This window comes from Streptomyces dioscori, from assembly GCF_003024195.1.
Lineage (GTDB): Bacteria > Actinomycetota > Actinomycetes > Streptomycetales > Streptomycetaceae > Streptomyces > Streptomyces dioscori.
In genome coordinates this window covers 1-21,726 of the sequence record NZ_KZ679047.1, presented here as the reverse complement: position 1 = coordinate 21,726, position 21,726 = coordinate 1, and the positions used below count along the sequence as shown (strand labels likewise).

The following is a 21,726-nucleotide window of genomic DNA, read 5'->3' as shown; positions in this document are numbered from 1 at the left end:
GCCATCATCACCTTCGTTTCAGCGGCAACTCGACGATCTGCCTTCATAATTGCGCGCCAAAATACCTTCGTTACCTCACTTAAAACGATCTTTGTTTCTTTCATTGACGACGGAAAAGAATCACCCTAGGTTCCGGGCATGCGCTCGACTCCTCGCACCGAGGCGTTCCCGGCCCACACGCCGGCCGCTGCCCAGATCTTCACCACCGTGCTGTCCCACGGCCCGCTCACCCGGTCCGACATGGCCGGCCGGGCGGGACTGTCGGCCGCCGCCGTCACCAAGGCGGTCCGGCCCCTGATCGAGGCCGGATACCTGGTGGAGGAGGCCGGGGACGAGGCACGTCCCGCGCTGGGGCGGCCCGCCAACTCCGTGCGGGTGGACGGCGGCCGGGCCCTGTTCATCGGTGTCAAGGTGACCGGCGACGAGATCATCGCCTTACTGACGGACCTGTGCTGCCGGATCCGGGTCGCCCGCCATGTGCCCCTGCGTGGCCGTGAACCGCAGCCCGTGCTGACCGCCGTCGCCGACCTCGTACAGGAACTCCTCGCGGAGGCCGACGGGTTCGGCGTCCAGGTGCAGGGGATCGGTGTCGCCGTCTCCGGCGACGTGGACCGGGCCGCGGGCGAGGTGCGTCTGTCGCCCTTCCTGGAGTGGCGCGATCTGCCGCTCGGCGAACTGGTGGAGATGACGACCGGACTGCCGGTCACCGTCGACAACGACGTGCGGGCCCTGACCGTCGCCGAGCAGTGGTTCGGCGCGGGCGTCGGCCTGTCCGACTTCGCCGTGGTCACGGTGGGAGCGGGCATCGGCTGCGGCCTGGTCGTGCACGGCAAGGTCGTCTCGGGGGCCCACGGCGTCGCCGGTGAGATCGGGCACGTGGTCATCGACCCCACCGGTCCGCTCTGCCACTGCGGGAACCGGGGCTGCGCCGAGGCGATCGCCGCCGACCCCGCGATCGTCGCCGCGGTGCGCGACGCGACCGGCCTTCCGGTGGCCGACGCGGCACAGGCCGTCGAACTGGCCCGGCGGGGCGACCCCGGCGCCCGCGAGGTCTACGCACGGGCCGGGGACGCGATCGGCCGGGCCATCGCGACCGTCGCCAACCTCATGGGGCCCGAACGCGTGATCATCTCGGGTGAGGGGCTGGCGGCGTACGACCTGTTCGCCGAGCAGATCCGCGACGCCTTCGCCGCCTCCGCCTTCGGCACCGCCGCCCGCTGCGACCTGCTGACCCGCCCGTTGGCCTTCGATGAGTGGGCGCGCGGCGCCGCGGCCACCGCGATCCAGTCCTTCATCGGCGGCCCGCCCCACGGCACGGGATGAGCCGCCGCCCCCTACGGCCCAGCTGCTTACGCCGTACACCCCGACGCGGTCGCTGAGCCGCAGCACCACACCCCCGCACAGCCCGACCCCTCACAGGAGGTTCCGACCCATGCGGTCATCCTCGTACGCCCCCACAGCCCCCGCCCGCCGTTCCCTCAGAGCCCTCCTCGTCCTGGCGCTGACCGCCGCGACGGCCGCCGCCCTCCCGTCGGCACAGGCGGCCACCCCGACCCCCACCACGGCCGCCGCCACGTCGGCCGCCAGTACGTCGGCCCTCGCGGCCAAGCCGTACATGGGCTGGTCGAGTTGGAGCATGCAGTCCTCGAAGTACCCGGGGCTCAACCCCGACGGCGACTACAGCTACCTCACCGAGAAGAACGTCCTCAAGCAGGCGGACGCCCTGGCCGCCAAGCTCAAGCCGTTCGGCTACGAGTACGTCAACCTCGACGCGGGATGGTGGATGGACCAGGCCTGGAAGCCCGGCTTCGACGCGTACGGGCGCCAGAAGGCGGACCCGGGACGCTTCCCGCGCGGGATGAAGCCCGTCGCCGACCACATCCACGGCAAGGGCCTCAAAGCGGGCATCTACCTGCCCGTCGGTCTGCAGAAGGAGGCGTACGGAGAGGGCAAGGTCCCGATCTGGAACGCCGGTGACTGCACGACCGCCGACGTCGTGTACGGCGACCTGCGCACCACCAACGGCTGGGACAGCGCCTACAAGCTCGACTTCTCCGACCCCTGCGCGCAGAAGTACGTCGACTCGCAGGCGCGGCTCTTCGCCGACTGGGGCTACGACTTCCTCAAACTGGACGGCGTCGGACCGGGTTCCGGCAAGAACGGCGACCAGTACGACAACGTTGCCGACGTCGCCGCCTGGAACAAGGCCATCGCCGCCACCGGCCGCCCCATCCACCTTGAGGTCTCCTGGTCGCTGGACATAGGCCGGATCGCCGACTGGAAGAAGTACTCCAACGGCTGGCGCATCGACACCGACGTCGAGTGCTACTGCAACACCCTCGTCAGCTGGGAGAACTCGGTCGACGACCGCTGGGACGACCTCCCCGGCTGGACCCGCCACGCGGGCCCCGGCGGCTGGAACGACCTGGACTCCCTGGACGTCGGCAACGGCGACATGGACGGACTCACCAAGGCGGAGCGCCAGAGCTACGCGACCCTGTGGGCCATCGCCAAGTCCCCGCTCTACACCGGTGACGACCTGACCAAGCTGGACTCCTACGGTGTGTCGCTGCTGACCAACCGCGAGGTCATCGCCCTCAACCAGGGCAGCATGCCGCCCGCCCGGCCGATCACCCCGTCCGACCCGCAGCAGGTGTGGGCCGCCAAGAACGCCGACGGCAGCTACACCGTCGCCCTGTTCAACCTCGCCGACAGGCCCGCCGCCGTCTCCGCCGACTGGGCCGCCCTCGGCTTCACCGGCAAGGCCGCCGTACGGGACCTGTGGAACCGCGAGAACCTCGGCACCTACAAGGACAAGGTGACCCAGGCCCTGCCCGCGCACGGCTCCCGGCTGTTCACCGTGACCCCGCGCGGCACCGCGCTCACCACGACCGGTTACGAGGCCGAAGCCGCCGCCAACACCCTCGGCGGGAACGCCTCCGTGGCCGACTGCCCGGCCTGCTCGGGCGGCAAGAAGGTCGGCAACCTCTACGTCGGCGGCTCGCTCCGCTTCAACGACGTCGTCGTCGCCAAGGCCGGCACGTACCAGGTGAAGGTCGCCTACGTCAGCGGTGACCCCCGCTCCGTCGAGGTCTCCGCGAACGGCAACGGCCCGACGAGTCACAAGTTCCCCTCCACCGGGGACTGGGGGACCGCCGAGACCGTCAGCGTGCCTGTCTCGCTCAAGGCCGGCGCCAACACCATCACCTTCGACAGCGGCTCCGGCTACGCCCCGGACATCGACCGCATCGACGTACCGAAGTCGTCCTGACCGCTGTCCTCCTCACCTCTCTTCCCCTGGAGCCGCACCATGGACAAGAGCCGCCCCGCCGCGCCCAGCAGACGAAGACTCCTCTCCCTCGCCGCCGCGACCGGCGTCGCCACCGCCCTCGGCGGCCTGCCCGCCTTCACCGCGACCGCCGCACCGCAACGCCCCACCGACTCGACGCCCCTGAAGGGGAGTTCACGCAACCGGCTGTGGTGGCAGGCGCCCGCCGACGAGCACTCGATGATCGAACAGGGCCTGCCCGTCGGCAACGGCCGGCTCGGCGCCCTCGCGAGCAACGACCCCGGCCGGGAACTGCTGCTCATCACCGATGCCACGATGTGGACCGGCGGCCTCAACGACACCCTCGACTCCGATGGCCAGTTCCCCTACGGCCGCGACGACTTCGGCTCCTTCACGCTGCTGGCCCGGCTCACCGTCGACATCCCGGACCATGACCTGTCCGCCGTCTCCGGCTACCGCCGCACCTTGGACCTGGCCCAGGGCGTGATCGGCACGTCGTACGTCCGTTCCGGAGTCACCTACGAGCGGCAGGTGTTCGCCAGCCGCCCCGACGACGCGATCGTCCTGCACTTCACCCAGAGCGGCGGCGGCCGTTACACCGGCACCGTGACCCTGGACGGCACGCACGAGGAGACCGTCCAGGGCACCTCCTTCGGCGCCGCTTTCCCGAACGGGCTGCGGTACGGGGCGGCCGTGAAGGCGTACGGGACCGGCGGCAGCGTCCGGGTGAAGGGCGCGCTGATCGAGTTCAGCGGGTGCAAGGACCTCACCGTGGTGGTGAGCGGCGGCACCAACTACGCTCCGGACGCCGCCTCCCACTACCGCGATCCGTCCCTCGACCCGGAGAAGCTGGCCCGCACCAAGGTCGCCGCCGCGGCGGCCCACCCGGCGGACACGCTCCTGCGCACCCATGTGGCCGACCACAAGGCGCTGTTCGAGCAGCTGGACCTCTCGCTCGGCACCTCGTCCGCCGAGCAGCGCTCCCTGGACACCTGGGAGCGGATCAGGGCGCGTGCCCGCGACGACGTGCCCGATCCCGAACTGGAGGCCGCCTACCTGCAGTTCGGCCGCTATCTGATGATCTCCGGGTCACGGGGGAGTCTGCCGTTGAACCTCCAGGGGCTGTGGCTGGACGGCAACGACCCGGACTGGATGGGCGACTACCACACCGACATCAACATCCAGATGAACTACTGGATGGCCGACCGGGCGGGCCTGTCGCAGAGCTTCGACGCGCTCACCGACTACTGCCTCGCCCAGTTCCCGTCGTGGCGGAAGCTCACCCACGACCTCTTCAACGACCCGCGCAACCGCTACCGCAACTCCACCGGGAAGGTCGCCGGCTGGGCCGTCGCGTTCTCCACCAACATCCATGGCGGCAGCGGCTGGTGGTGGCATCCGGCGGGCAACGCCTGGCTGTGCGCGAGCCTGTGGGAGCACTACGAGTTCACCCGGTCGCGCTCCCATCTGACGAGGATCTACCCGCTCCTGAAGAGCGCCTGCGAGTTCTGGGAGGCGCGGCTGATCACCACGACACTCCCCGGCACCTCGAAGGAAGTGCTCGTCGACGACAGCGACTGGTCGCCCGAGCACGGCCCGCAGGACGCCAAGGGCATCACCTACGCGCAGGAACTGGTGTGGGCGCTCTTCGACAACTACCGCACGGCGGCGCGGGAGTTGAAGAAGGACTCCGCCTATGCGAAGACCATCGGCGGTCTCCAGGACCGGCTCTATCTGCCGAAGGTGAGCGAGAGGACGGGCTGGCTGGAGGAGTGGATGTCGCCCGACAACCTCGGCGAGACCACCCACCGGCATCTGTCCCCGCTCATCGGGCTCTTCCCGGGCGACCGCATCCGGCCCGACGAGTCCACCCCGCCCGAGATCGTCAAGGGCGCGACGGCCCTGCTGACCGCGCGCGGCATGGAGAGCTTCGGCTGGGCGAACGCCTGGCGCAGCCTGTGCTGGGCCCGGCTCAAGAACGCCGAGAACGCCTACCAGCTGATCGTCAACAACCTCCGCCCCTCGACGGACGGCGGCAACGGTTCCGCGCCGAACCTGTTCGACATCTACGAGGTCGAGAAGGGCCGTGGCATCTTCCAGATCGACGCCAACTTCGGCACTCCCGCAGCGATGATCGAGATGCTCCTGTACTCCCGCCCGGGGCATTTGGAACTGCTTCCCGCACTGCCCGACGCATGGGCGAAGTCCGGTTCCGTCACAGGAGTCGGCGCGCGGGGCGGGTTCGTCGTCGACCTGCGCTGGCGTGACGGCAGGCCGACCGAGGCATATATCCGCAGCGTCGGCGGCCGGACGACCACGGTCGCGTACGGCAGGTCGTCCCGCACGGTGACCCTGAAGCCCGGAGCCTCCGTCACGCTGCGGGACTTCACCCGATGAGGGCCGGTCTCTCCCGGGTGGGCGGCCTGTCGGCACTGCTGGTGGTCGCCGCCGCCGTCCAGGTCACTCCCGCGACCGCCGCGCCGCCGGCCCCCGCGGGCCGGCACGACGTGGTCACCTGGGGTGCGAGCGCGGACCGGGTGGGAGACGCCGTCGCCGACCGCAGCCACCGCCTGATCGTGCGCACCAGCGTGGCCGGGGACAACCTGCGCATCCGGCTCTCCAACGCCCTCGGGGACCGGCCGCTGACCTTCGACAGCGCCTACGCCGGCCTCCGGAAGTCCGGTGCGGAGCTGGTCCCGGGCACCAACAAGCGGCTGACCTTCGGCGGTACGCACTCCGTCACCGTCCCGGCGGGGGCCACCGCGTACAGCGACCCGCTGCCCGGCAGGCTACCCGCCGCGGCCGACCTCGTCGTCAGCGTGCACACACGGACGGCGGGCGGCCCGGCGACCGGCCACGGCATGGCCATGCAGACGTCGTACGCCGCCACCGGCGACCACACCGGGGAGGACGGGGCGGCCAACTGGACCGAACGCACCGGCTCCTGGTTCTACCTCGACGCGGTCACCGTGCGCACGAGCGCCGCCGTCGGCGCGGTCGTCGCGCTCGGGGACTCCATCACGGACGGCTGGCAGTCCAGCGGCGACCTGAACCGCCGCTGGCCCGACTATCTCGCCCGGCGCCTGGGAGCAACCGACGGGCCAGTCAAGGGAGTTGCCAACGAGGGGATCTCCGGCAACAAGGTCCTCGCGGACGGCGCCGGACAGAGCGCGCTCAACCGGCTGGACCGTGACGTCCTGTCCCACCCCGGCGTCCGAACGGTGTTCCTCTTCGAGGGTGTCAACGACATCAAGGCGCACACCGGTGTCACGGGCGCCGACCTGATCGCGGGATACCGCGAGATCATCACCCGCGCCCATCGGGCGGGGAAATGTGTCGTCGGCGCCACCGTCGCGCCCTTCAAGGGCTGGTCCGAATGGGACACGGCCGCCGAGTCCGTACGGCAGGAGGTCAATCAATTCATCAGGGGCAGCGGGGAGTTCGACGCCGTCACCGACTTCGACCGCATCCTGCGCAGCCCCTACGACCACGAGCGCATCATGCCGGTCTTCGACGGCGGTGACCGGCTGCATCCCAACGACAAGGGCATGCAGGCGATGGCCGACGCGGTCGACCTCGACAGTCTGCGCTGCGACCGGACGTCCACCGCGGACGTCCCTTGATGTGAACGTCGGCCGGTGCCGTGAACTCGACTTGGTTCAGGCCAAGTTGACCAAATCGAGTCCGGGCCGTGGACACCGCTGGGGCGGGAGTTCAGGATGTGCCTCACATGGATTTCACATGGAGAGGAGTCGTTCACATGGATAGACGCCAGTTGTTGGCCGGCGGTGCCGCTCTCTCGGCCTCCGCCGCTCTGCTCCCCACGTCCGCGTCCGCCGCCGAAGCTCCCGCACCCCCCGCCCCGCACCTCGCACCGCCCCCAGCACCGACCCTCCCGTCGCGAGCGGCGATCATCCGCGACCTGCGCCGGGTCGCCGACCACTGGATCGGCGCGCACACCGACCCCGGCGACAACGGCTGGGCCAACGCCACCTTCTTCAGCGGCCTGCTCGCCCTGCACCGGCTCACCGGCAGCGCCCGCTACCTCGCGTACGCACGCGGCTGGGCCGAGAAGCACGCGTACGGGCTGCGCAGCGGTGTGACGACCCGGCACGCCGACAACCACAACGCCGGACAGGCCTACCTCGACCTCTACGAGATCGAGCCGGAGGCGCAGAAGATCGCCGCGATCGAGGAGTCCCTGCACCGCATGGTGTACACGGACCAGCCGGCGAAGAACGACGACTGGTGGTGGGACGACGCCCTCCACATGGCCATGCCCCCGTTCGCCCGCCTCGGCGTCCTGCGCAAGGACCCCCAGTACTGGGAGAAGGTGTACGCCCTCTACAGCCACACCAAGCGCACCGAGGGCGGCCCCGGCCTGTACGACGCCGCCACCGGCCTCTGGTACCGCGACAAGCGGTTCCTGCCCGGCGGGATCCTGTCCCCCGCCGGCAAGCCGGTGGTCTGGTCGCGCGGCAACGGCTGGGTGGCGGGCGGACACGTCAAGACCCTCAAGGCCCTGCCGGGCAGCGAGCGGCACACCGGCGAGTACCGGGAGACCCTGACGAAGCTGGTCACCGCGCTGGCGGGCGTACAGCGCGCGGACGGCTTCTGGAACGTCAACCTCGCCGACGCCGCGCATCTGCCGGGACCCGAGACGAGCGGCACGTCCTTCTTCGTCCACGGCACGGCCTACGCGATCCGTGCCCGCCTCGTGGACCGGGCCGCGTTCCTGCCGGTGGCGGCGCGGGCCTGGCAGGGCCTGATCACCACCGCCGTACACCCCGACGGATTCCTCGGGTACGTCCAGAACGTGGGCGACCGCCCGGAGTCCAGCCAGCCGATCACCTACGACACCACCTCGGACTTCGGTGTCGGCGCGTTCCTGCTGGCCGGGACCGAACTCGCGCTCCTGGCGGGCTGACGGGAACCGTCCGGCCGGCCCTGGGTAGCGTGGGCACCTCGACCGACGCTACGGAGGCCATCACATGACCCGCCCGATCACCGTGGGAGCAGACGGTACCGCCGAATCTCTGGCCGCCGTGCACTGGGCGGCCAGGGAAGCGGTACGCCGGGACCTTCCGCTGCGCATCGTGCACGCCCGGCCGAAGACCGACAGCGACGAGCGGACGGCGGACACCCAGGAGGCGGACGCCCTCGATGCCCTGACGCGGACCGCGGGCGACGTCACCGGACACCACTCCGGGCTGTCGGTGACCACCGACCTCGTCGACGGCGTCCCGGTCCAGGCGCTCCTCGTCGCCGGCGCCGAGGCCGAGACGCTCGTGCTCGGCTCCCGCGGCCACGGCGCGATCGTCGGCTTCCTGCTCGGCTCCGTCGGCCAGCAGGTCATCGCCGAGTCGACGCGGCCCGTCGTCCTCGTACGCGCCGGCGACCGGCCCGAGTCGGAGGCGGCGGGCCGCGAGATCGTCGTCGGCCAGCAGGGCGGTCCCGACGACAGCGCCGCCGCGCTGGGCTTCGCCTTCGAGGCGGCGGCGACCCGCGGCGCCGACCTGCGCGTGGTGCGGGCCTGGGCGCTGCCCACCGTCTTCACCTACAGCCCCGCCTCACTGGCACTCGCCGACGAGGCCGGCGGTCTGGAGCAGTACGAGAAGAAGGCCCTCGCGGAAGCGCTGCGGCCGTGGCTGGAACGCTTCCCCGACGTGAAGGTGACCCAGCACGTCGAGATGGGCAGCGCGGGCGAGGTACTGCTCTCCGCGGCGGCCCGGGCGCAGCTGACGGTGGTCGGCCGGCGGGCGCACCGCTCGGCCGTGGGCTCACGGATCGGTTCGGTGGCCCACGCGGTCGTCCATCACGCGCCCTCGCCGGTGGCGGTCGTCCCGCCGGCCTGAGCGTTTGTCCCGCCGCCCGCCGGGGGCGACAGCGAGTCCCGCATCCCGGGCAGGATGTTCGTGACGTAGTCCCGGACGACCGTGTCCAGGTCGATGTCGTGCTGCGAGCGCTCGGACAGGTACCAGCGGTGTTCGAGCAGCTCGTGGTACAGCTCGGCGGGATCCATGGAGCCGCGCAGGTCCAGCGGTATGGCCCGCACGGTGGGCCGGAAGACGTCCCGGACCCACCGGTGGGCCAATACCTCGGGCCGGGCGGCCAGGGGGTCGCCCGGCGCGTAGTCGTCCTGGGTGGCCATCCAGCTCTCCAGGTCGTTCAGCAGCCGCCGTGCCTGGTTCTCCTCGGTGTCCAGGCCGGTCAGCCGCAGCAACTGGCGCTGATGATGACCGGCGTCGACGACCTTCGGCACGAACGTGACGGTGTCGCCGTTCGAGGAGTGCGCGATCTGCATCTCGGCGACGTCGAAGCCGAGTTCGTTCAGGCGCCGGATCCGGCGGTCGATGTAGTGGTGCTTGCCCGCCGGGTACACGGACGTGCGGGTGAGCTCCCGCCACAGCCCGTCGTAGCGCTTGCAGATCTCCATGCCGAACTCGATCGGGTCCACCGAGGGGTGCAGCGCCCCCGAAGCCTCCAGGTCAAGCAGCTCCCCGCTGATGTTGACACGTGCCAGATCGAGGTCGTACTCCCGCTGCCCCGGGCTCAGTTGCGGATGCACCTCACCCGTCTCGGCGTCGACGAGATACGCGGCGTACGCTCCCGCGTCCCGGCGGAACAGCGTGTTGGACAGCGAGCAGTCGCCCCAGGCGAACCCCGCGAGATGCAGCCGGACCAGCAGGACGGCCAGCGCGTCCATGAGGCGGTGCATGGTGGCGGGCCGCATGGTCGTCTCGAACATCGACCGGTAGGGCATCGAGCCACCCAGGTGCCGGGTGATGAGGACGGACTCCAGCGGATCGCCGGCCTTGTCGGTACGGCCGGTGACCACGGCCAGGGGGTCCACCGAGGGGATGTTGAGCCGGTCGAGGCCGCGCAGCAGCTCGTACTCGCGCAGCGCGGGCCGTTCCGCCAGCTCCTTCACCGCCACGACCTCCGTGCCGGCGCGCGCGTACCGGACCACGTGCCGCGAGATGCCCCGCGGCAACGGCACCAGGTGGTGCTCGGGCCACTCCTCCAGAGGGATGTCCCACGGCAGGTCGAGCAGGAGCGCGGGATGCTCCGGGTTGGTGGCGCTGATCTGCAATGCCATCGCTCGCTCGCCCTGCCTCACGGTCGGTCGTCATGTCGCAGGAGCATCTCCGCACCCGGACGGCCCCTTCGTCAACACGACAGTCCGATTTGTCAGCAGGTGGGAGGGGTCCGGCCGTTCCGCACCCGGGGCCGGCGGCGGTCTGACGGCGCAGGGCGCGGGACGTGATGTGCAGCACGTCGGGAGGGCGCCCGGGACACCTGGGGCGAGGGTTCTGGCTGCGCACGGCTTGATCAGTGATCAAGTGGGGTGAAATCCCTGGCCAACGCCCATTCCGCTCATTTGACACCCCGTCGTCCGCCCGGATAGGAAGCAGCCCTCTGGGGTCGAGAGGTGGAGCGTGTACGAGCCGAATGTGGTCGGTGACTGGCAGGAGTACGACGACGGGCAGGCCGGCCTGCGCGTTCGCGTGCACGGTCTGGAGAAGGCCGAGCCGCCGCGGGGGCGTGACGACGCGGCCGAGGGGCTGGTCTACTTCCGGTTCCGGGTGACCGTCGAGAACCGTACGACCGTGCACTTCGGTATTCATCTGGAGGACGGCCAACTCGACGTGCGGGTCGGGACCGACGGCGAGAGCGCGTTCCTCGACTGGCGCAACTCCCAGTTCATCGAGGGCTTCGACGTCTACCCGCTGCGCCGGGTCACCTCCGTGCTGTACGCCGCCGCCCCGGAGAGCTGTGTGTCATTGGTGGACATCCAGGTGCAGTTGAAGGTCGACGACGAGTGGACCGAGCGGTACCTGTGGTCGGGCGGCATCGGCCCGCAGGAGCCGTCCGTGGGAGTGGGCGCCCGCACCGACTCCGCGCAGGACAGCCTCGCCGCGCAGGTGATCAGTTACCTGGAGAGGGAAGCGGGGTCCGGGCCGGCCGCCTGAGCGCTTCGACCGGCCCTGGGCGGGCCGCCCGATCCTTCCGACCGGTCCCGGGCGAGCGGCGCGATCCTTTCGACCGGCCCCGGGCGGGCGGCGCGATCCTTCCGACCGGCCCCGCCCCGTGGGTGTTCAAGCGGCCGGGCCGGCGTCCAAGGCCTCGGCGGCCTCCGCGGAGACGGCCTCGGCGACGGCCGCCAGTGCCGGGAAGTCGAGCTTCCACTGCTGCCAGAACAGCGGCACGTCGATCTGCCGGTCCGCCGCGAGCCGGACGAGCCGCCCCGCGCCGAGCAGGGGTGCCGCCTGCACCTCGGGGACCATGCCCCAGCCCATCCCGGCGGCGACGGCTTCCACGAAACCCTCGGAGGTCGGCACGAGATGGCGTACCGCACTCGCGCCCCGGGGGCCGTGGGCGTTCCGTGCCCCGTCCGAGCCGCGGGCGAGCGTGCGGACGAAGGCGTCCTGGATGTCGTCCCGCCGGTCGAATGTCACCACGGGCGCGACGGCGAACGCGTCCCGCAGCGCGGGGCCCGGCCGCTCCTCGAACCACCGCGCGGCGAAAGCGGGGGCGGCCACCGGGACGTACCGCATCCGTCCCAGACTGCGGACCGAACAGCCGGTCACCGCGTCGGGCGACGAGGTGACGGCCGCCATCACCAGGCCCTCCCTCAGCAGCGCGGCCGTGTGGTCCTGGTCCTCGCGGCGCAGTTCGTAGCAGACGGGCAGGTCCTCGGACACGCGGGAGAGCGCGGGCAGGAACCAGGTCGCCAGCGAGTCGGCGTTCACCGCGATCGACAGCCGTGCCGGTTCCTCGGTCCCCGACATGCCCAGTTCGGCCCGCGTGTCGCGCTCCAGCCGGGCCAGCTGCCGGGCGAAGCGCACGACGGCCTCACCGGACTCGGTCGGCCGGACCGGCTTCGTACGCATCAACAGCACGCGCCCTGTGCGCTGTTCGAGGGCCTTGACCCGTTGGCTCACCGCGGACGGCGTCACATGGAGCACGGCCGCCGCGGCGTCGAAGGTGCCCTCGTCCACCACGGTCAGCAGCGTCCGCACCTGGTCGAGGGGAAGGTCTGTCATCACGAACGCTAAGGATACGTAAGAATCTTTAGCTGTACTTTTCCCCGGTCGGCTTCCTAGCGTGGACGGTGTGAACAGCGCTCTGACCGCCACGGCCGCCGGGTTCGGCACCGGCCTCTCCCTGATCGTCGCCATCGGCGCCCAGAACGCCTTCGTCCTGCGCCAGGGCGTCCGACGGGACGCGGTACTCGCCGTGGTGGCCATCTGCGCCCTCTCCGACGCGGCACTCATCACGCTGGGCGTCGGCGGTGTCGGCGCTGTCGTGGTCGCCTGGCCTTCGGTGCTCGCCGCGGTCGGGCTGATCGGCGGCCTGTTCCTGATCGGGTACGGCTGCCTGGCCGCACGCCGGGTCCTGAAGCCCGCGGCGCTGACCGTCGAAGCGGGAGCTGAGACCGAGGAGGCGGGGCGAACAGTGGTGGGGGCGGGTGGGGCCTCGCCGGCAGGCGTCACGAGGGTGGCGGCTGCCGTGGGTACGGCGGCCTCGCGCCGCCGGGCCGTGCTCACCTGTCTGGCGATGACCTGGCTGAACCCGCACGTCTACCTGGACACCGTCTTCCTGCTCGGCTCCATCGCGGCCGACCGCGGGCCCTGGCGCTGGACCTTCGGACTCGGCGCGGTGCTCGCCAGCCTGGTCTGGTTCGCGGCCCTCGGCTTCGGCGCCCGGCTCCTCAGCCCTCTCCTGGCCCGGCCGTCGGCGTGGCGGGTACTGGACGCCCTGATCGCCGTGACGATGATCGTGCTCGGGGCGACGCTGATCGCCGGGGTGTGAGTGGGCTGGTCACCGCGAGCCGCTGCCGGGCGGCCCTCGCACGCGGGTGCGCTTGATCGCTCCGGCCGCTCCGACCGCCTCGGCCACCCCGGTCGCCCCGATGCACGACGGCGACGGCCAGCAGACCGAGCGCGAGCCCCGCCGCCGTCTGCGCCCCGAAGGGTTCGCCGAACATCAGCGCACCCCACACGGCCGTGACGGGGGCCATCAGGAACATGAGCGTGTTGACCTTGGTCACGCCGGAGCGCCGGAGGATCAGCCAGTACAGCCCGTACCCGCCGAACGTCGAGAGCGTCACCAGCCACACCACCGCGGTCCAGAAGGAACCGTCCGCCGGGGGAGTCAGGCCCCCGCTGACGGCGGCGAGCGCCGTGAACACCACGGCACTGGTGACGGCGTGCACCGTCATCGACACCATCGGGGGGACGTCCGCGCGGGACCTCCGGTCCAGGAAGGTCGCCGCGACCAGGCTGAGCATGCCGAGGAACGGGATGAGGTACGCCCACCAGGCGACGCCCGTCGCGGCACCCGCGTCGGCCGTGGTGACGACGGCGACCCCGGCCACGCCCAGCCCGAGACCGAGCCACTGCGTACGGGACACCATCACCCCCAGCAGCGGCCCGGCCAGGGCTCCGGCCACCAGTGGCTGCGTACCGTCGATGAGAGCCGTGGTCCCGCTGGAGACGCCCAGCTCTATCGCGTAGTAGACGGTCAGCAGATAGCCGCTCTGCGAGAGCAGTCCGACGCCGGCCGACCGGAGGAGGTCACGGGGGCCGAGGCCGCGCCAGGAGGACCGGGACCGGGCGGTGGTCAGGGCGGCGAGGCCGAGGACGAGGGCCAGCGGCAGGAAGCGCCACATGAGAAGCGTGACCGTCGAGGCGCTGCCCGCCCCGAGCTTCGCCCCGATGAAGCCGGAGCTCCAGGCCCCCACGAACGCGATCGACAGAAGAACGTTCACAGCACCGCACACCTCCAGGAGTAAACAGATCTGTATACCCGTTTCGGTCGAGTATACAGATCGGTCTACAATGAGTGGATGAGCAGCACGGACACGCCCCGCCGAGTACCGCTGACCCCCGCCGCCCGCCGCGCCCTGGCCGCGGCCGGGCGGCTGTTCTACGAGCGGGGGATCCACGCCGTCGGCGTCGATCTGATCGCCGCCGAGGCCGGCGTCACGAAGAAGACGCTCTACGACCGGTTCGGCTCCAAGGAGCAGATCGTCGTCGAGTACCTCGCCGACCGCGACGAACGCTGGCGGGCCTGCCTCGCCGCCCGGCTGGACGTCTGCGTGTCGCCGCTGGACAGCGTCCTGACCGTCTTCGACGTGTCCCGCGAGTGGATGGACGCCAACAGCCCGAGGGGCTGCAGCATGGTCAACGCCCATGCTGAGATCGACGATCCGGCCCACCCGGCGTACACGATCATCACCGGCCAGAAGCTGTGGATGCTCGGCCTGTTCACCGATCTCGTACGCCCGCTCGCGCCCGACGCCGCCGAATCCCTGGGCCGGAGCCTGATGCTGCTCCACGAGGGTGCGCTCGTCGCCTTCGGCCTGCGCATCTTCCCCGGGGCGCTGGAGCACGCCCGCGAGCAGGCGGCGGCTCTCCTGACCCGTTGAACGGATACCCGTTGACCGGACACCTGCTGACCGGCAGGCCCGTCCGTCCACGGACCGACCCGCCGCGCGAAGATCGCTCCGCATCGGCGATAGTGAACTTCTGATCGAAAGATGTATCTAGCAATCAGGGCAATCAGAGCGAGCAGAGCAAGCAGGACGGGTGTGGACACCAGTAAGAGCAGTGCGGACGACAGCGCGGAAGCACGGACCGGAACCCACGGGCCGTCGCGACCCGCGGACCCGGCGAACGGGCCGCGGAGCGGGTGGCGCCGCTGGGCCATGGACACCCGGCCGCTGCGCCGCCCGGCGTACCGCCGCCTGTGGTCCTCGACCATCGTCACCGCCGTGGGCAGCCAGCTCACCGCCGTCGCCGTACCCAAGCAGATCTACGACATCACCGGATCCTCCGCCTGGGTCGGCTACGCGAGCTTCGCCGGGCTGCTGCCGCTCGTGGTCTTCGCGCTCTGGGGAGGCGCGATCGCGGACACCGTGGACCGGCGCAAACTCCTGCTCGTCACCAACACCGGCATAGCCGTCACCTCCCTGCTCTTCTGGATCCAGGCCGTCACCGGACTCGGCTCGGTGGCCGTCCTGATGGTGCTGCTCGCCGTCCAGCAGGCGTTCTTCGGCCTCAACTCCCCGGCCCGCCAGGCCTCCATCGCCCGGCTCGTACCGAAGGAGGAGCTGGCCGCGGCCAACGCGCTCGGCTCGACCGTCATGCAGACCGGCCTGGTCGCGGGACCGCTGCTGGCCGGAGCGCTCATACCCGTCGTAGGCCTCGCCGAGCTCTATCTGATCGACGCAGTGGCCCTGTGCGCCACGGTGTGGGCCGTCTACCGGCTGCCCGCGCTGCCACCCCTGGCCACCGCCACGGCGAAGGCCGGCCGGGCGGGCCTGAAGGGCATCGCGGAGGGCTTCCGCTACATCTCGCTCAACCAGGTGCTGCTGCTGTCCTTCCTCGCCGACATCATCGCGATGGTCTTCGGGATGCCGCGCGCGCTCTTCCCGCAGCTCGCCTCGCAGACGTACGCGCCGTACGGGGAGGGCCTGGCGCTCGGACTGCTCTTCGCGGCGGTCCCCATCGGCGCGGTGCTCGGCGGACTCATGTCGGGCACCTTCTCGCGGGCGCGCCGGCACGGCCTCATGGTCATCGTCGCGGTGGTCGCCTGGGGAGTGGCCATCACCGGGTTCGGGCTGAGCGCCAACCTCTGGATCGCCGTGGCGTTCCTCGCCGCCGCCGGAGTCGCCGACATGGTGTCCATGGTCTTCCGCGGCGCCATCCTCCTCTCGGCCGTCACCGACGAACTCCGCGGCCGGATGCAGGGCGTCTTCACGGTCGTGGTGGCGGGCGGCCCGCGACTGGCCGACGTGCTGCACGGCACGGCAGGGTCCGCGCTGGGTGCCCGGACGGCGGTCGCGGGCGGCGGCCTGCTGGTCGTCGTCTCCATGCTGATCCTGGCGGCGACCATGCCCGCGCTGCGCCGCTACAGCGCGAGCACCTGAGCCCCCGGCCATGAATCCCGCGCCCATGAATTACGTGGCTTCCGTGCGCGCGGCGAACTAGCCTCGCCGTTCATGAACACCTTGCGGACGATCCATGACGTGCCCGTCTTCCTGTGCGCCGCCGAGGGCGAGCCCATCGGCAGCGAACGGGATGCCCTGGACGTCATCGGCGAGGCCTCCTACCAGGGCGCGCGGTGGGCCGTCGTCCCCGCCGAGCGGCTGGACGAGACGTTCTTCCGCCTCAGCACGCGCGTCGCCGGGGACATCGTCCAGAAGTTCGCGAACTACCGTCTCGGACTCGTGGTCCTCGGGGACATCTCCCGTCACACGGCCGACAGTTCCGCGCTGCGCGACTTCGTACGGGAATGCAACCGCGGGCGGCAGACGTGGTTCGTCGCCGACGCCGAGGAACTGGACGAGCGGCTGAAGGGCTGAGAACTGGGGCTCAGCCCTGGACGCCCTCCGCGGCCTGCGCGATGAGTTCCTGAAGGTAGAGGCCGCGGCGGGCGTCGAGCTCGCCGGACACCCCGGTCCGTACCGCCGAGGCGAAGGCCTGCCGCAGTACCGGCCAGCACTCGTCGTGGTCGAGGTCCGCACTGTCGTACACGAGCCCGTGCCGGGGGCCGAAGAGCTCGACCCGCATGATGCCGGGCTCCACGTCGACCGACCCGGACAGCGAGGCCTGACTGACCGCACCACTTTCGTGCTCGCAGGTCAGCTCGATCCAGCGGCGGGGGTCCCCGGTGCCGCGGACCCGCACGACGGGGCCGACGGCGGCGTCCAGGAGGTCCAGGATGTGCGGCCCGATGTCCAGCAGCGCGCCGTGCTCAAGACGCCAGGGGGTCGCGAAGTCGCCGCCGAGGAAGGCGCCGCTCAGACCGGCCGAGCGGGCGCCCGACACCTCGATGTCCTGCGCGGTCCGCACGAACTCCTGCGCGGCGGGGTGGTAGCGGTTGGTCAGGACCACCTGCGAGACCACCCCGGCCTCGTCGATCGCGTCGACGAGCCGCCGCGCGGACGGTACGTCGAGGCCGATCGGCTTCTCCAGCAGCAGGGCCTTGCCCGCCTTGGCCGCACGCCCGGCGAGGTCCGCCTGGATGTCCGGCGGCACCGCGAACGCCACCGCCTCGCACCGGTCGAGCAGCTCCTCGAAACGTGCCACCGCGACGGCCCCGTACGGCTCGGCGGTCTCCTGTGCCGCCTCGGGGCGCCGCGCCCACACCGCCGTCAGCTCCGTCTCGGGTCCGGCGGCGAGCACGGGCGCGTGCACTCCCCGTGCCCAGGGGCCGGCGCCGACCAGGCCGACCTTGACGGGGGAGTGGGGCCAGGGGGAGGTGTTGTCGGCCACGGGTGTCCAATCTGCGTTGCGGGATCTTTGCGGGGGAGTGGCGACCGTAGCAACGAACGGAGTCTGCGGGCCCGGTGGGGGCTGGCCGCGCAGTTCCCCGCGCCCCTAGAGACAAAAGATTGCGCCGTTCCCCGCGCCCCTAAACCGTTCCCCGCGCCCCTGGAAGTGGGGCTGCGCCCCTACTTTCGGCCCGCCCGTAGTCATCTCAGCCTGTCCGGCGTTTGAGGACCGGGGGTTCGGGGGCAGCGCCCCCGAGTCAGTGACGGGAAGGGTAGGGGCGGCGGGGGCGAGGAATCCGGGGCTATGCCGGGCGCAGCCAGATCGTGGAGAGCGGCGGCAGCGTCGCGCGGATGCTGGTCGCGCGGCCGTGCCAGGCCAGCGCGTCCGGCTTCACGGGATCGCTGTTCGCGACCCCACCCCCGCCGAAGCACAGCGCGTCCGTGTTCAGCACCTCGTGCCACGCAGGCACGTCGTCCGGCACCCCGAGCCGGTATTCGTGCCGCACGACGGGGGAGAAGTTGGAGACCGCGAGCAGCGGCACCCCGTCCGTCCCGAAGCGCAGGAACGCGAAGACGTTGTCCTCGGCGGCGTCCCCGGCGACCCAGGCGAACCCGGCGGGTTCGGTGTCCCGCTCCCACAGCGCACCGGCCGCCCGGTACTGACGGTTCAGCTCGCGGACGAGGTCACGCACCCCCCGGTGGTCAGCCTCCGCGCCGTACGCGGGATCCAGCAGCTTCCAGTCGGGCCCGTGCGCCTCGGACCATTCGGCGCCCTGGGCGAACTCCTGTCCCATGAAGAGGAGCTGCTTGCCGGGGTGGGCCCACATGAAGCCGAGGTAGGCGCGGTGGTTGGCGCGCTGCTGCCACCAGTCGCCGGGCATCTTCGACACCAGCGCCTGCTTGCCGTGGACGACCTCGTCGTGGGAGATGGGCAGGACGTAGTTCTCGCTGTACGCGTACACCATCGAGAACGTCATCTCGTCGTGGTGGTACTTGCGGTGCACGGGCTCGTGCTTGATGTACTCCAGGGAGTCGTGCATCCAGCCCATGTTCCACTTCAGGCCGAAGCCGAGGCCGCCGTCGGTGGTGGGCCGGGTGACGCCGTTCCAGGCGGTCGACTCCTCGGCGATGGTCACGATCCCCGGCACCCGCCGGTACAGCGTCGCGTTCATCTCCTGGAGGAACGCCATCGCGTCGAGGTCCTCCCGGCCGCCGAAGACGTTCGGGGTCCACTGACCGGAGTCGCGGGAGTAGTCGAGGTAGAGCATGGAGGCGACCGCGTCGACGCGCAGTCCGTCGATGTGGAACTCCTCGCACCAGTACACGGCGTTGGCGACGAGGAAGTTGCGCACCTCCACGCGGCTGTAGTCGAACTCGTACGTGCCCCAGTCGGGGTGCTCGGCCCGCCGGTCGTCCCCGGGCTCGTACAGCGGCTCCCCGTCGAAGCGGCCCAGCGCCCAGTCGTCCTTCGGGAAGTGCGCGGGCACCCAGTCCATGATCACGCCGATGCCGGCCCGGTGCAGCGCGTCGACGAGGTACTTGAAGTCGTCGGGGGTGCCGAGCCGTGAGGTGGGTGCGTAGAAGCCGGTGACCTGGTAGCCCCAGGAGCCGCCGAAGGGGTGCTCGGCGACCGGCATCAGCTCGACATGGGTGAAGCCGAGGTCGTTGACGTACGCGGGCAGCTCGTCCGCCAGCTGACGGTATGTCAGGCCTGGTCGCCAGGAGGCGAGATGGACCTCGTACACGGAGAACGGCGCCTCGTGCACCGGCGTGTCCCCGCGGTGCGCCAGCCACCGCGCGTCGTTCCACTCGTAGTGCGAGGTGGTGACGACGGACGCCGTGTCGGGCGGCACCTCGGCGCGGCGGGCCATCGGGTCCGCCTTGAGGAACCGGTCGCCGTTCCGGGACGTGATCTCGAACTTGTACCGAGCGCCCTCGCCGACACCGGGCAGGAACAGCTCCCACACCCCGGCCGCGCCCAGCGAGCGCATCGGGAACTGCGTACCGTCCCAGAACGTGAAGTCCCCGGCGACCCGCACCCCTTGCGCGTTCGGCGCCCACACCGTGAAGCGGGTGCCCGCCACGCCCTGGTGCTCCATCGGCTCGGCCCCCAGCGCCCGCCACAACTGCTCGTGACGCCCCTCGCGGACCAGATGAAGATCCAGCTCACCGAGCGCGGGCAGGAAGCGGTACGGGTCCTCCACCTCCAGTTCGACCCCGCCCGCGTATCTGACCACCAGCGTGTACTCAGGAACGGCGTCGAGCGGCAGCACCCCGGAGAAGAGACCGTCGCCCTCGCTGTCCAGCAGCATCCGCAGCCCGTCCGGCAGCGCCACCGCCACGGACTCGGCGAACGGCCGCAGCGCACGGACGATGACACCCTCCGCCACAGGATGCGCCCCGAGCAGCGCGTGCGGATCGTGATGGGTGCCCGACAGCAGCCGCTCCCGGTCCGTCACCTCCATCGAGGACACCGGCGGTCGCCCGCCGGGTCCCCCCGGCCCGGGTTCGCACGGACCGGCCTCGGCGGACCGGACGTCCTCGGACGGCGGCGGGGTCACGGGTACGGAGATATCGCGGGCTGTCACGGTTTTCAGCCTCCTTGAGCGCTGTGGAAGGAGTGGAAGGAAGGGACCGGCGTGTGCGGACCGCCGGAGGAGGACGGGGCGTGCTCGGCGAGCCGGGCGATCGCCGCCATCGGCACGGGCAGCCAGTCGGGCCGGTGCCGTGCCTCGTACAGGGCCTCGTACACGGCCCGGTCGGTCTCGTGCGCCCGCAGCAACGCGCCCTGAGCACGCGGGTCCCACCGTGCCTGTACGGCGTATCCCGCGCAGTAGGCGTCACGGCAGCGCCGGGCCCACTCGGGACGCCACGGGTGGCGGCTGCGGGCGGCGTAGTCGAAGGACCGCAGCATGCCCGCGACATCGCGTACGGGGGACTGCGGCTGCCGGCGTTCGGCGATGGGGCGGGCCGGTTCGCCCTCGAAGTCGATGACGGACCAGCGCTCCCCGGCCCACAGCACCTGACCGAGATGCAGATCGCCGTGGATCCGCTGCACCGGGCGGCCCGAGTCGAGGGCGGCCAGCTCGTCGAAGGCACCCCGCAGTCCGTCCACGTGGGGCAGCAGTTCCGGCACCGAACGGCTCGTCGTGTCGAGGCGTTCGATCATCGCGGCCGCGAGCCGTCTGTTCCCGTCCGCGGTCGGCGCGCCGAGGGCGAACGCCGCTGCCAGCGCGAGATGCACCTCGGCGGTCGCGCGCCCTAGTTCGTACGCCTCCTCCCGGAAGTCCCGTCCCGCGGTGAGCGATTCGAGCGCCAGGGTCCAGCCGTCGACGGCGTCCGGCAGGAACGGCTGGAGCACACCGAGCGTCGCGGGCAGCGGCTCCGAGGTACGGAACCACGCCACGGGGGCCGGTACCCGGGTGCACCCCTGGCGGGCCAGGGCCCAGGGCACCTCCAGGTCCGGATTGATGCCGGGGCGGACCCGCCGGAAGATCTTGAGGATGTACGCGTTCCCGTACACATGGCTGGTGTTGGACTGCTCCACATCGAGCAGCCGCGGTGTCAGGCCGGCGGGGACGGTCACCTTCGCGTCCCGCTCGAACCGCAGTGGGCCCGCCGTTCCCGGTGTGCGCAGCCGCTCCAGGAGCAGGTCGGCCGACCGCGGTTCCTGAAGGGCGTCGTACACGGTCAGGCCGGCCAGTGGCCCCTGGCTCGCCCGCCCGATGCGGGCGTGAGCGAGCCGGGGAGGCAGGACCTCGCCGACCCCGAGGAGCAGCTGGTAGCAGTCCCCGGGGCGGGACGGGGAGGAGCCGTCCCCGGTGCTGATCAGGAGGTGCAGGCACGCCGGATGCAGTTCGGTCACCGAGAGCAGGGAGAGGTCCGTGACCCGCCGGCCCTTGCCCGCGAACCACCGTTGTTCGGGCAGCCATGCCTGAAGCAGGTCGGCGAGCGATGTCAGCAGGTGGGCCGGACTGTGGCCGCTGGGGCGGGGTGCTACGACCTTGCACATGTCGACCCGTCCTTTCAGGAGCACACCGTCAATCGGCGACTGGTGAGCGGAGTGACGTCCTTGTGGAGGCGGAACCAGTAGAAGCCGTGGCCGGCGAGGGTGAGGAGGTAGGGGAGTTCGCCGATGGCGGGGAAGCGGACG

17 protein-coding genes are annotated in these 21,726 nt (G+C 71.2%); 11 read left to right on the top strand and 6 right to left on the bottom strand.

Annotated features, from left to right (window positions below; genetic code table 11):
- Positions 1–138 precede the first annotated feature (138 nt).
- The 6 genes from C6Y14_RS24405 to C6Y14_RS24380 all read left to right on the top strand — a co-directional run bounded on the left by C6Y14_RS24405 (position 139) and on the right by C6Y14_RS24380 (position 9,144).
- Positions 139–1,323, top strand: a complete 1,185-nt coding sequence (locus C6Y14_RS24405) for an ROK family transcriptional regulator (protein WP_107018958.1) — start codon at positions 139–141, stop codon at positions 1,321–1,323.
- Positions 1,324–1,432: 109 nt separating this feature from the next.
- On the top strand, positions 1,433–3,271 hold the full coding sequence (locus C6Y14_RS24400; RefSeq protein WP_107018957.1) for an alpha-galactosidase D: 1,839 nt from the start codon (positions 1,433–1,435) through the stop codon (positions 3,269–3,271).
- A gap of 39 nt (positions 3,272–3,310) precedes the next feature.
- On the top strand, positions 3,311–5,686 hold the full coding sequence (locus C6Y14_RS24395; RefSeq protein ID WP_107018956.1) for a glycosyl hydrolase family 95 catalytic domain-containing protein: 2,376 nt from the start codon (positions 3,311–3,313) through the stop codon (positions 5,684–5,686).
- Positions 5,683–6,912, top strand: a complete 1,230-nt coding sequence (locus C6Y14_RS24390; RefSeq protein ID WP_107018955.1) for an SGNH/GDSL hydrolase family protein — start codon at positions 5,683–5,685, stop codon at positions 6,910–6,912. Before C6Y14_RS24395 ends, C6Y14_RS24390 begins: the two co-directional genes overlap by 4 nt.
- A gap of 137 nt (positions 6,913–7,049) precedes the next feature.
- The gene (locus C6Y14_RS24385; protein WP_107018954.1) at positions 7,050–8,216 is read left to right on the top strand and encodes a glycoside hydrolase family 88/105 protein; all 1,167 of its coding nucleotides are present in this window, start codon (positions 7,050–7,052) and stop codon (positions 8,214–8,216) included.
- A gap of 64 nt (positions 8,217–8,280) precedes the next feature.
- The gene (locus tag C6Y14_RS24380; protein ID WP_107018953.1) at positions 8,281–9,144 is read left to right on the top strand and encodes a universal stress protein; all 864 of its coding nucleotides are present in this window, start codon (positions 8,281–8,283) and stop codon (positions 9,142–9,144) included.
- Here C6Y14_RS24380 and C6Y14_RS24375 read toward each other — a convergent pair.
- A complete protein-coding gene (locus C6Y14_RS24375; protein WP_107018952.1) occupies positions 9,105–10,388 on the bottom strand; it encodes a DUF4032 domain-containing protein in 1,284 nt (427 codons plus the stop codon). The two genes, C6Y14_RS24380 and C6Y14_RS24375, sit on opposite strands and share 40 nt — an antisense overlap.
- A gap of 340 nt (positions 10,389–10,728) precedes the next feature.
- Here C6Y14_RS24375 and C6Y14_RS24370 point away from each other — a divergent pair, with 340 nt between their 5' ends.
- Positions 10,729–11,262, top strand: coding sequence for a hypothetical protein (locus C6Y14_RS24370; RefSeq protein WP_107018951.1), 534 nt, complete (start codon positions 10,729–10,731; stop codon positions 11,260–11,262).
- Between the two features lie 126 nt (positions 11,263–11,388).
- Here C6Y14_RS24370 and C6Y14_RS24365 read toward each other — a convergent pair whose 3' ends face one another.
- Entirely contained in the window at positions 11,389–12,339 is a 951-nt protein-coding gene (locus tag C6Y14_RS24365; RefSeq protein WP_107018950.1) for a LysR family transcriptional regulator ArgP, read from the bottom strand.
- Positions 12,340–12,406: 67 nt separating this feature from the next.
- On the opposite strand from C6Y14_RS24365, the gene C6Y14_RS24360 reads away from it, so the two are divergent.
- Positions 12,407–13,105, top strand: a complete 699-nt coding sequence (locus C6Y14_RS24360) for a LysE/ArgO family amino acid transporter (protein ID WP_107018949.1) — start codon at positions 12,407–12,409, stop codon at positions 13,103–13,105.
- Here the strand turns inward: C6Y14_RS24360 and C6Y14_RS24355 are convergent.
- Complete coding sequence (locus C6Y14_RS24355; protein ID WP_107018948.1) at positions 13,005–14,063, bottom strand: DMT family transporter; 1,059 nt, start codon at positions 14,061–14,063, stop codon at positions 13,005–13,007. The genes C6Y14_RS24360 and C6Y14_RS24355 overlap by 101 nt on opposite strands.
- A gap of 78 nt (positions 14,064–14,141) precedes the next feature.
- Here C6Y14_RS24355 and C6Y14_RS24350 point away from each other — a divergent pair, with 78 nt between their 5' ends.
- The 3 genes from C6Y14_RS24350 to C6Y14_RS24340 all read left to right on the top strand — a co-directional run bounded on the left by C6Y14_RS24350 (position 14,142) and on the right by C6Y14_RS24340 (position 16,661).
- Positions 14,142–14,723, top strand: coding sequence for a TetR/AcrR family transcriptional regulator (locus C6Y14_RS24350; RefSeq protein WP_107018947.1), 582 nt, complete (start codon positions 14,142–14,144; stop codon positions 14,721–14,723).
- 162 nt (positions 14,724–14,885) lie between these two features.
- Positions 14,886–16,226 (top strand): MFS transporter, encoded by a 1,341-nt coding sequence (locus C6Y14_RS24345; RefSeq protein ID WP_225891254.1) that lies wholly within the window; start codon positions 14,886–14,888, stop codon positions 16,224–16,226.
- A gap of 72 nt (positions 16,227–16,298) precedes the next feature.
- On the top strand, positions 16,299–16,661 hold the full coding sequence (locus tag C6Y14_RS24340; protein WP_107018945.1) for a DUF4180 domain-containing protein: 363 nt from the start codon (positions 16,299–16,301) through the stop codon (positions 16,659–16,661).
- 10 nt (positions 16,662–16,671) lie between these two features.
- On the opposite strand, the gene C6Y14_RS24335 is transcribed toward C6Y14_RS24340, so the two are convergent.
- The 3 genes from C6Y14_RS24335 to C6Y14_RS24325 all read right to left on the bottom strand — a co-directional run bounded on the left by C6Y14_RS24335 (position 16,672) and on the right by C6Y14_RS24325 (position 21,585).
- Positions 16,672–17,574 (bottom strand): Gfo/Idh/MocA family protein, encoded by a 903-nt coding sequence (locus tag C6Y14_RS24335; protein ID WP_107018944.1) that lies wholly within the window; start codon positions 17,572–17,574, stop codon positions 16,672–16,674.
- Between the two features lie 301 nt (positions 17,575–17,875).
- Positions 17,876–20,038 (bottom strand): 1,4-alpha-glucan branching enzyme, encoded by a 2,163-nt coding sequence (glgB, locus tag C6Y14_RS24330; protein ID WP_107019224.1) that lies wholly within the window; start codon positions 20,036–20,038, stop codon positions 17,876–17,878.
- 128 nt (positions 20,039–20,166) lie between these two features.
- The gene (locus C6Y14_RS24325; RefSeq protein WP_107019225.1) at positions 20,167–21,585 is read right to left on the bottom strand and encodes a maltokinase N-terminal cap-like domain-containing protein; all 1,419 of its coding nucleotides are present in this window, start codon (positions 21,583–21,585) and stop codon (positions 20,167–20,169) included.
- Between the last annotated feature and the right edge of the window lie 141 nt (positions 21,586–21,726).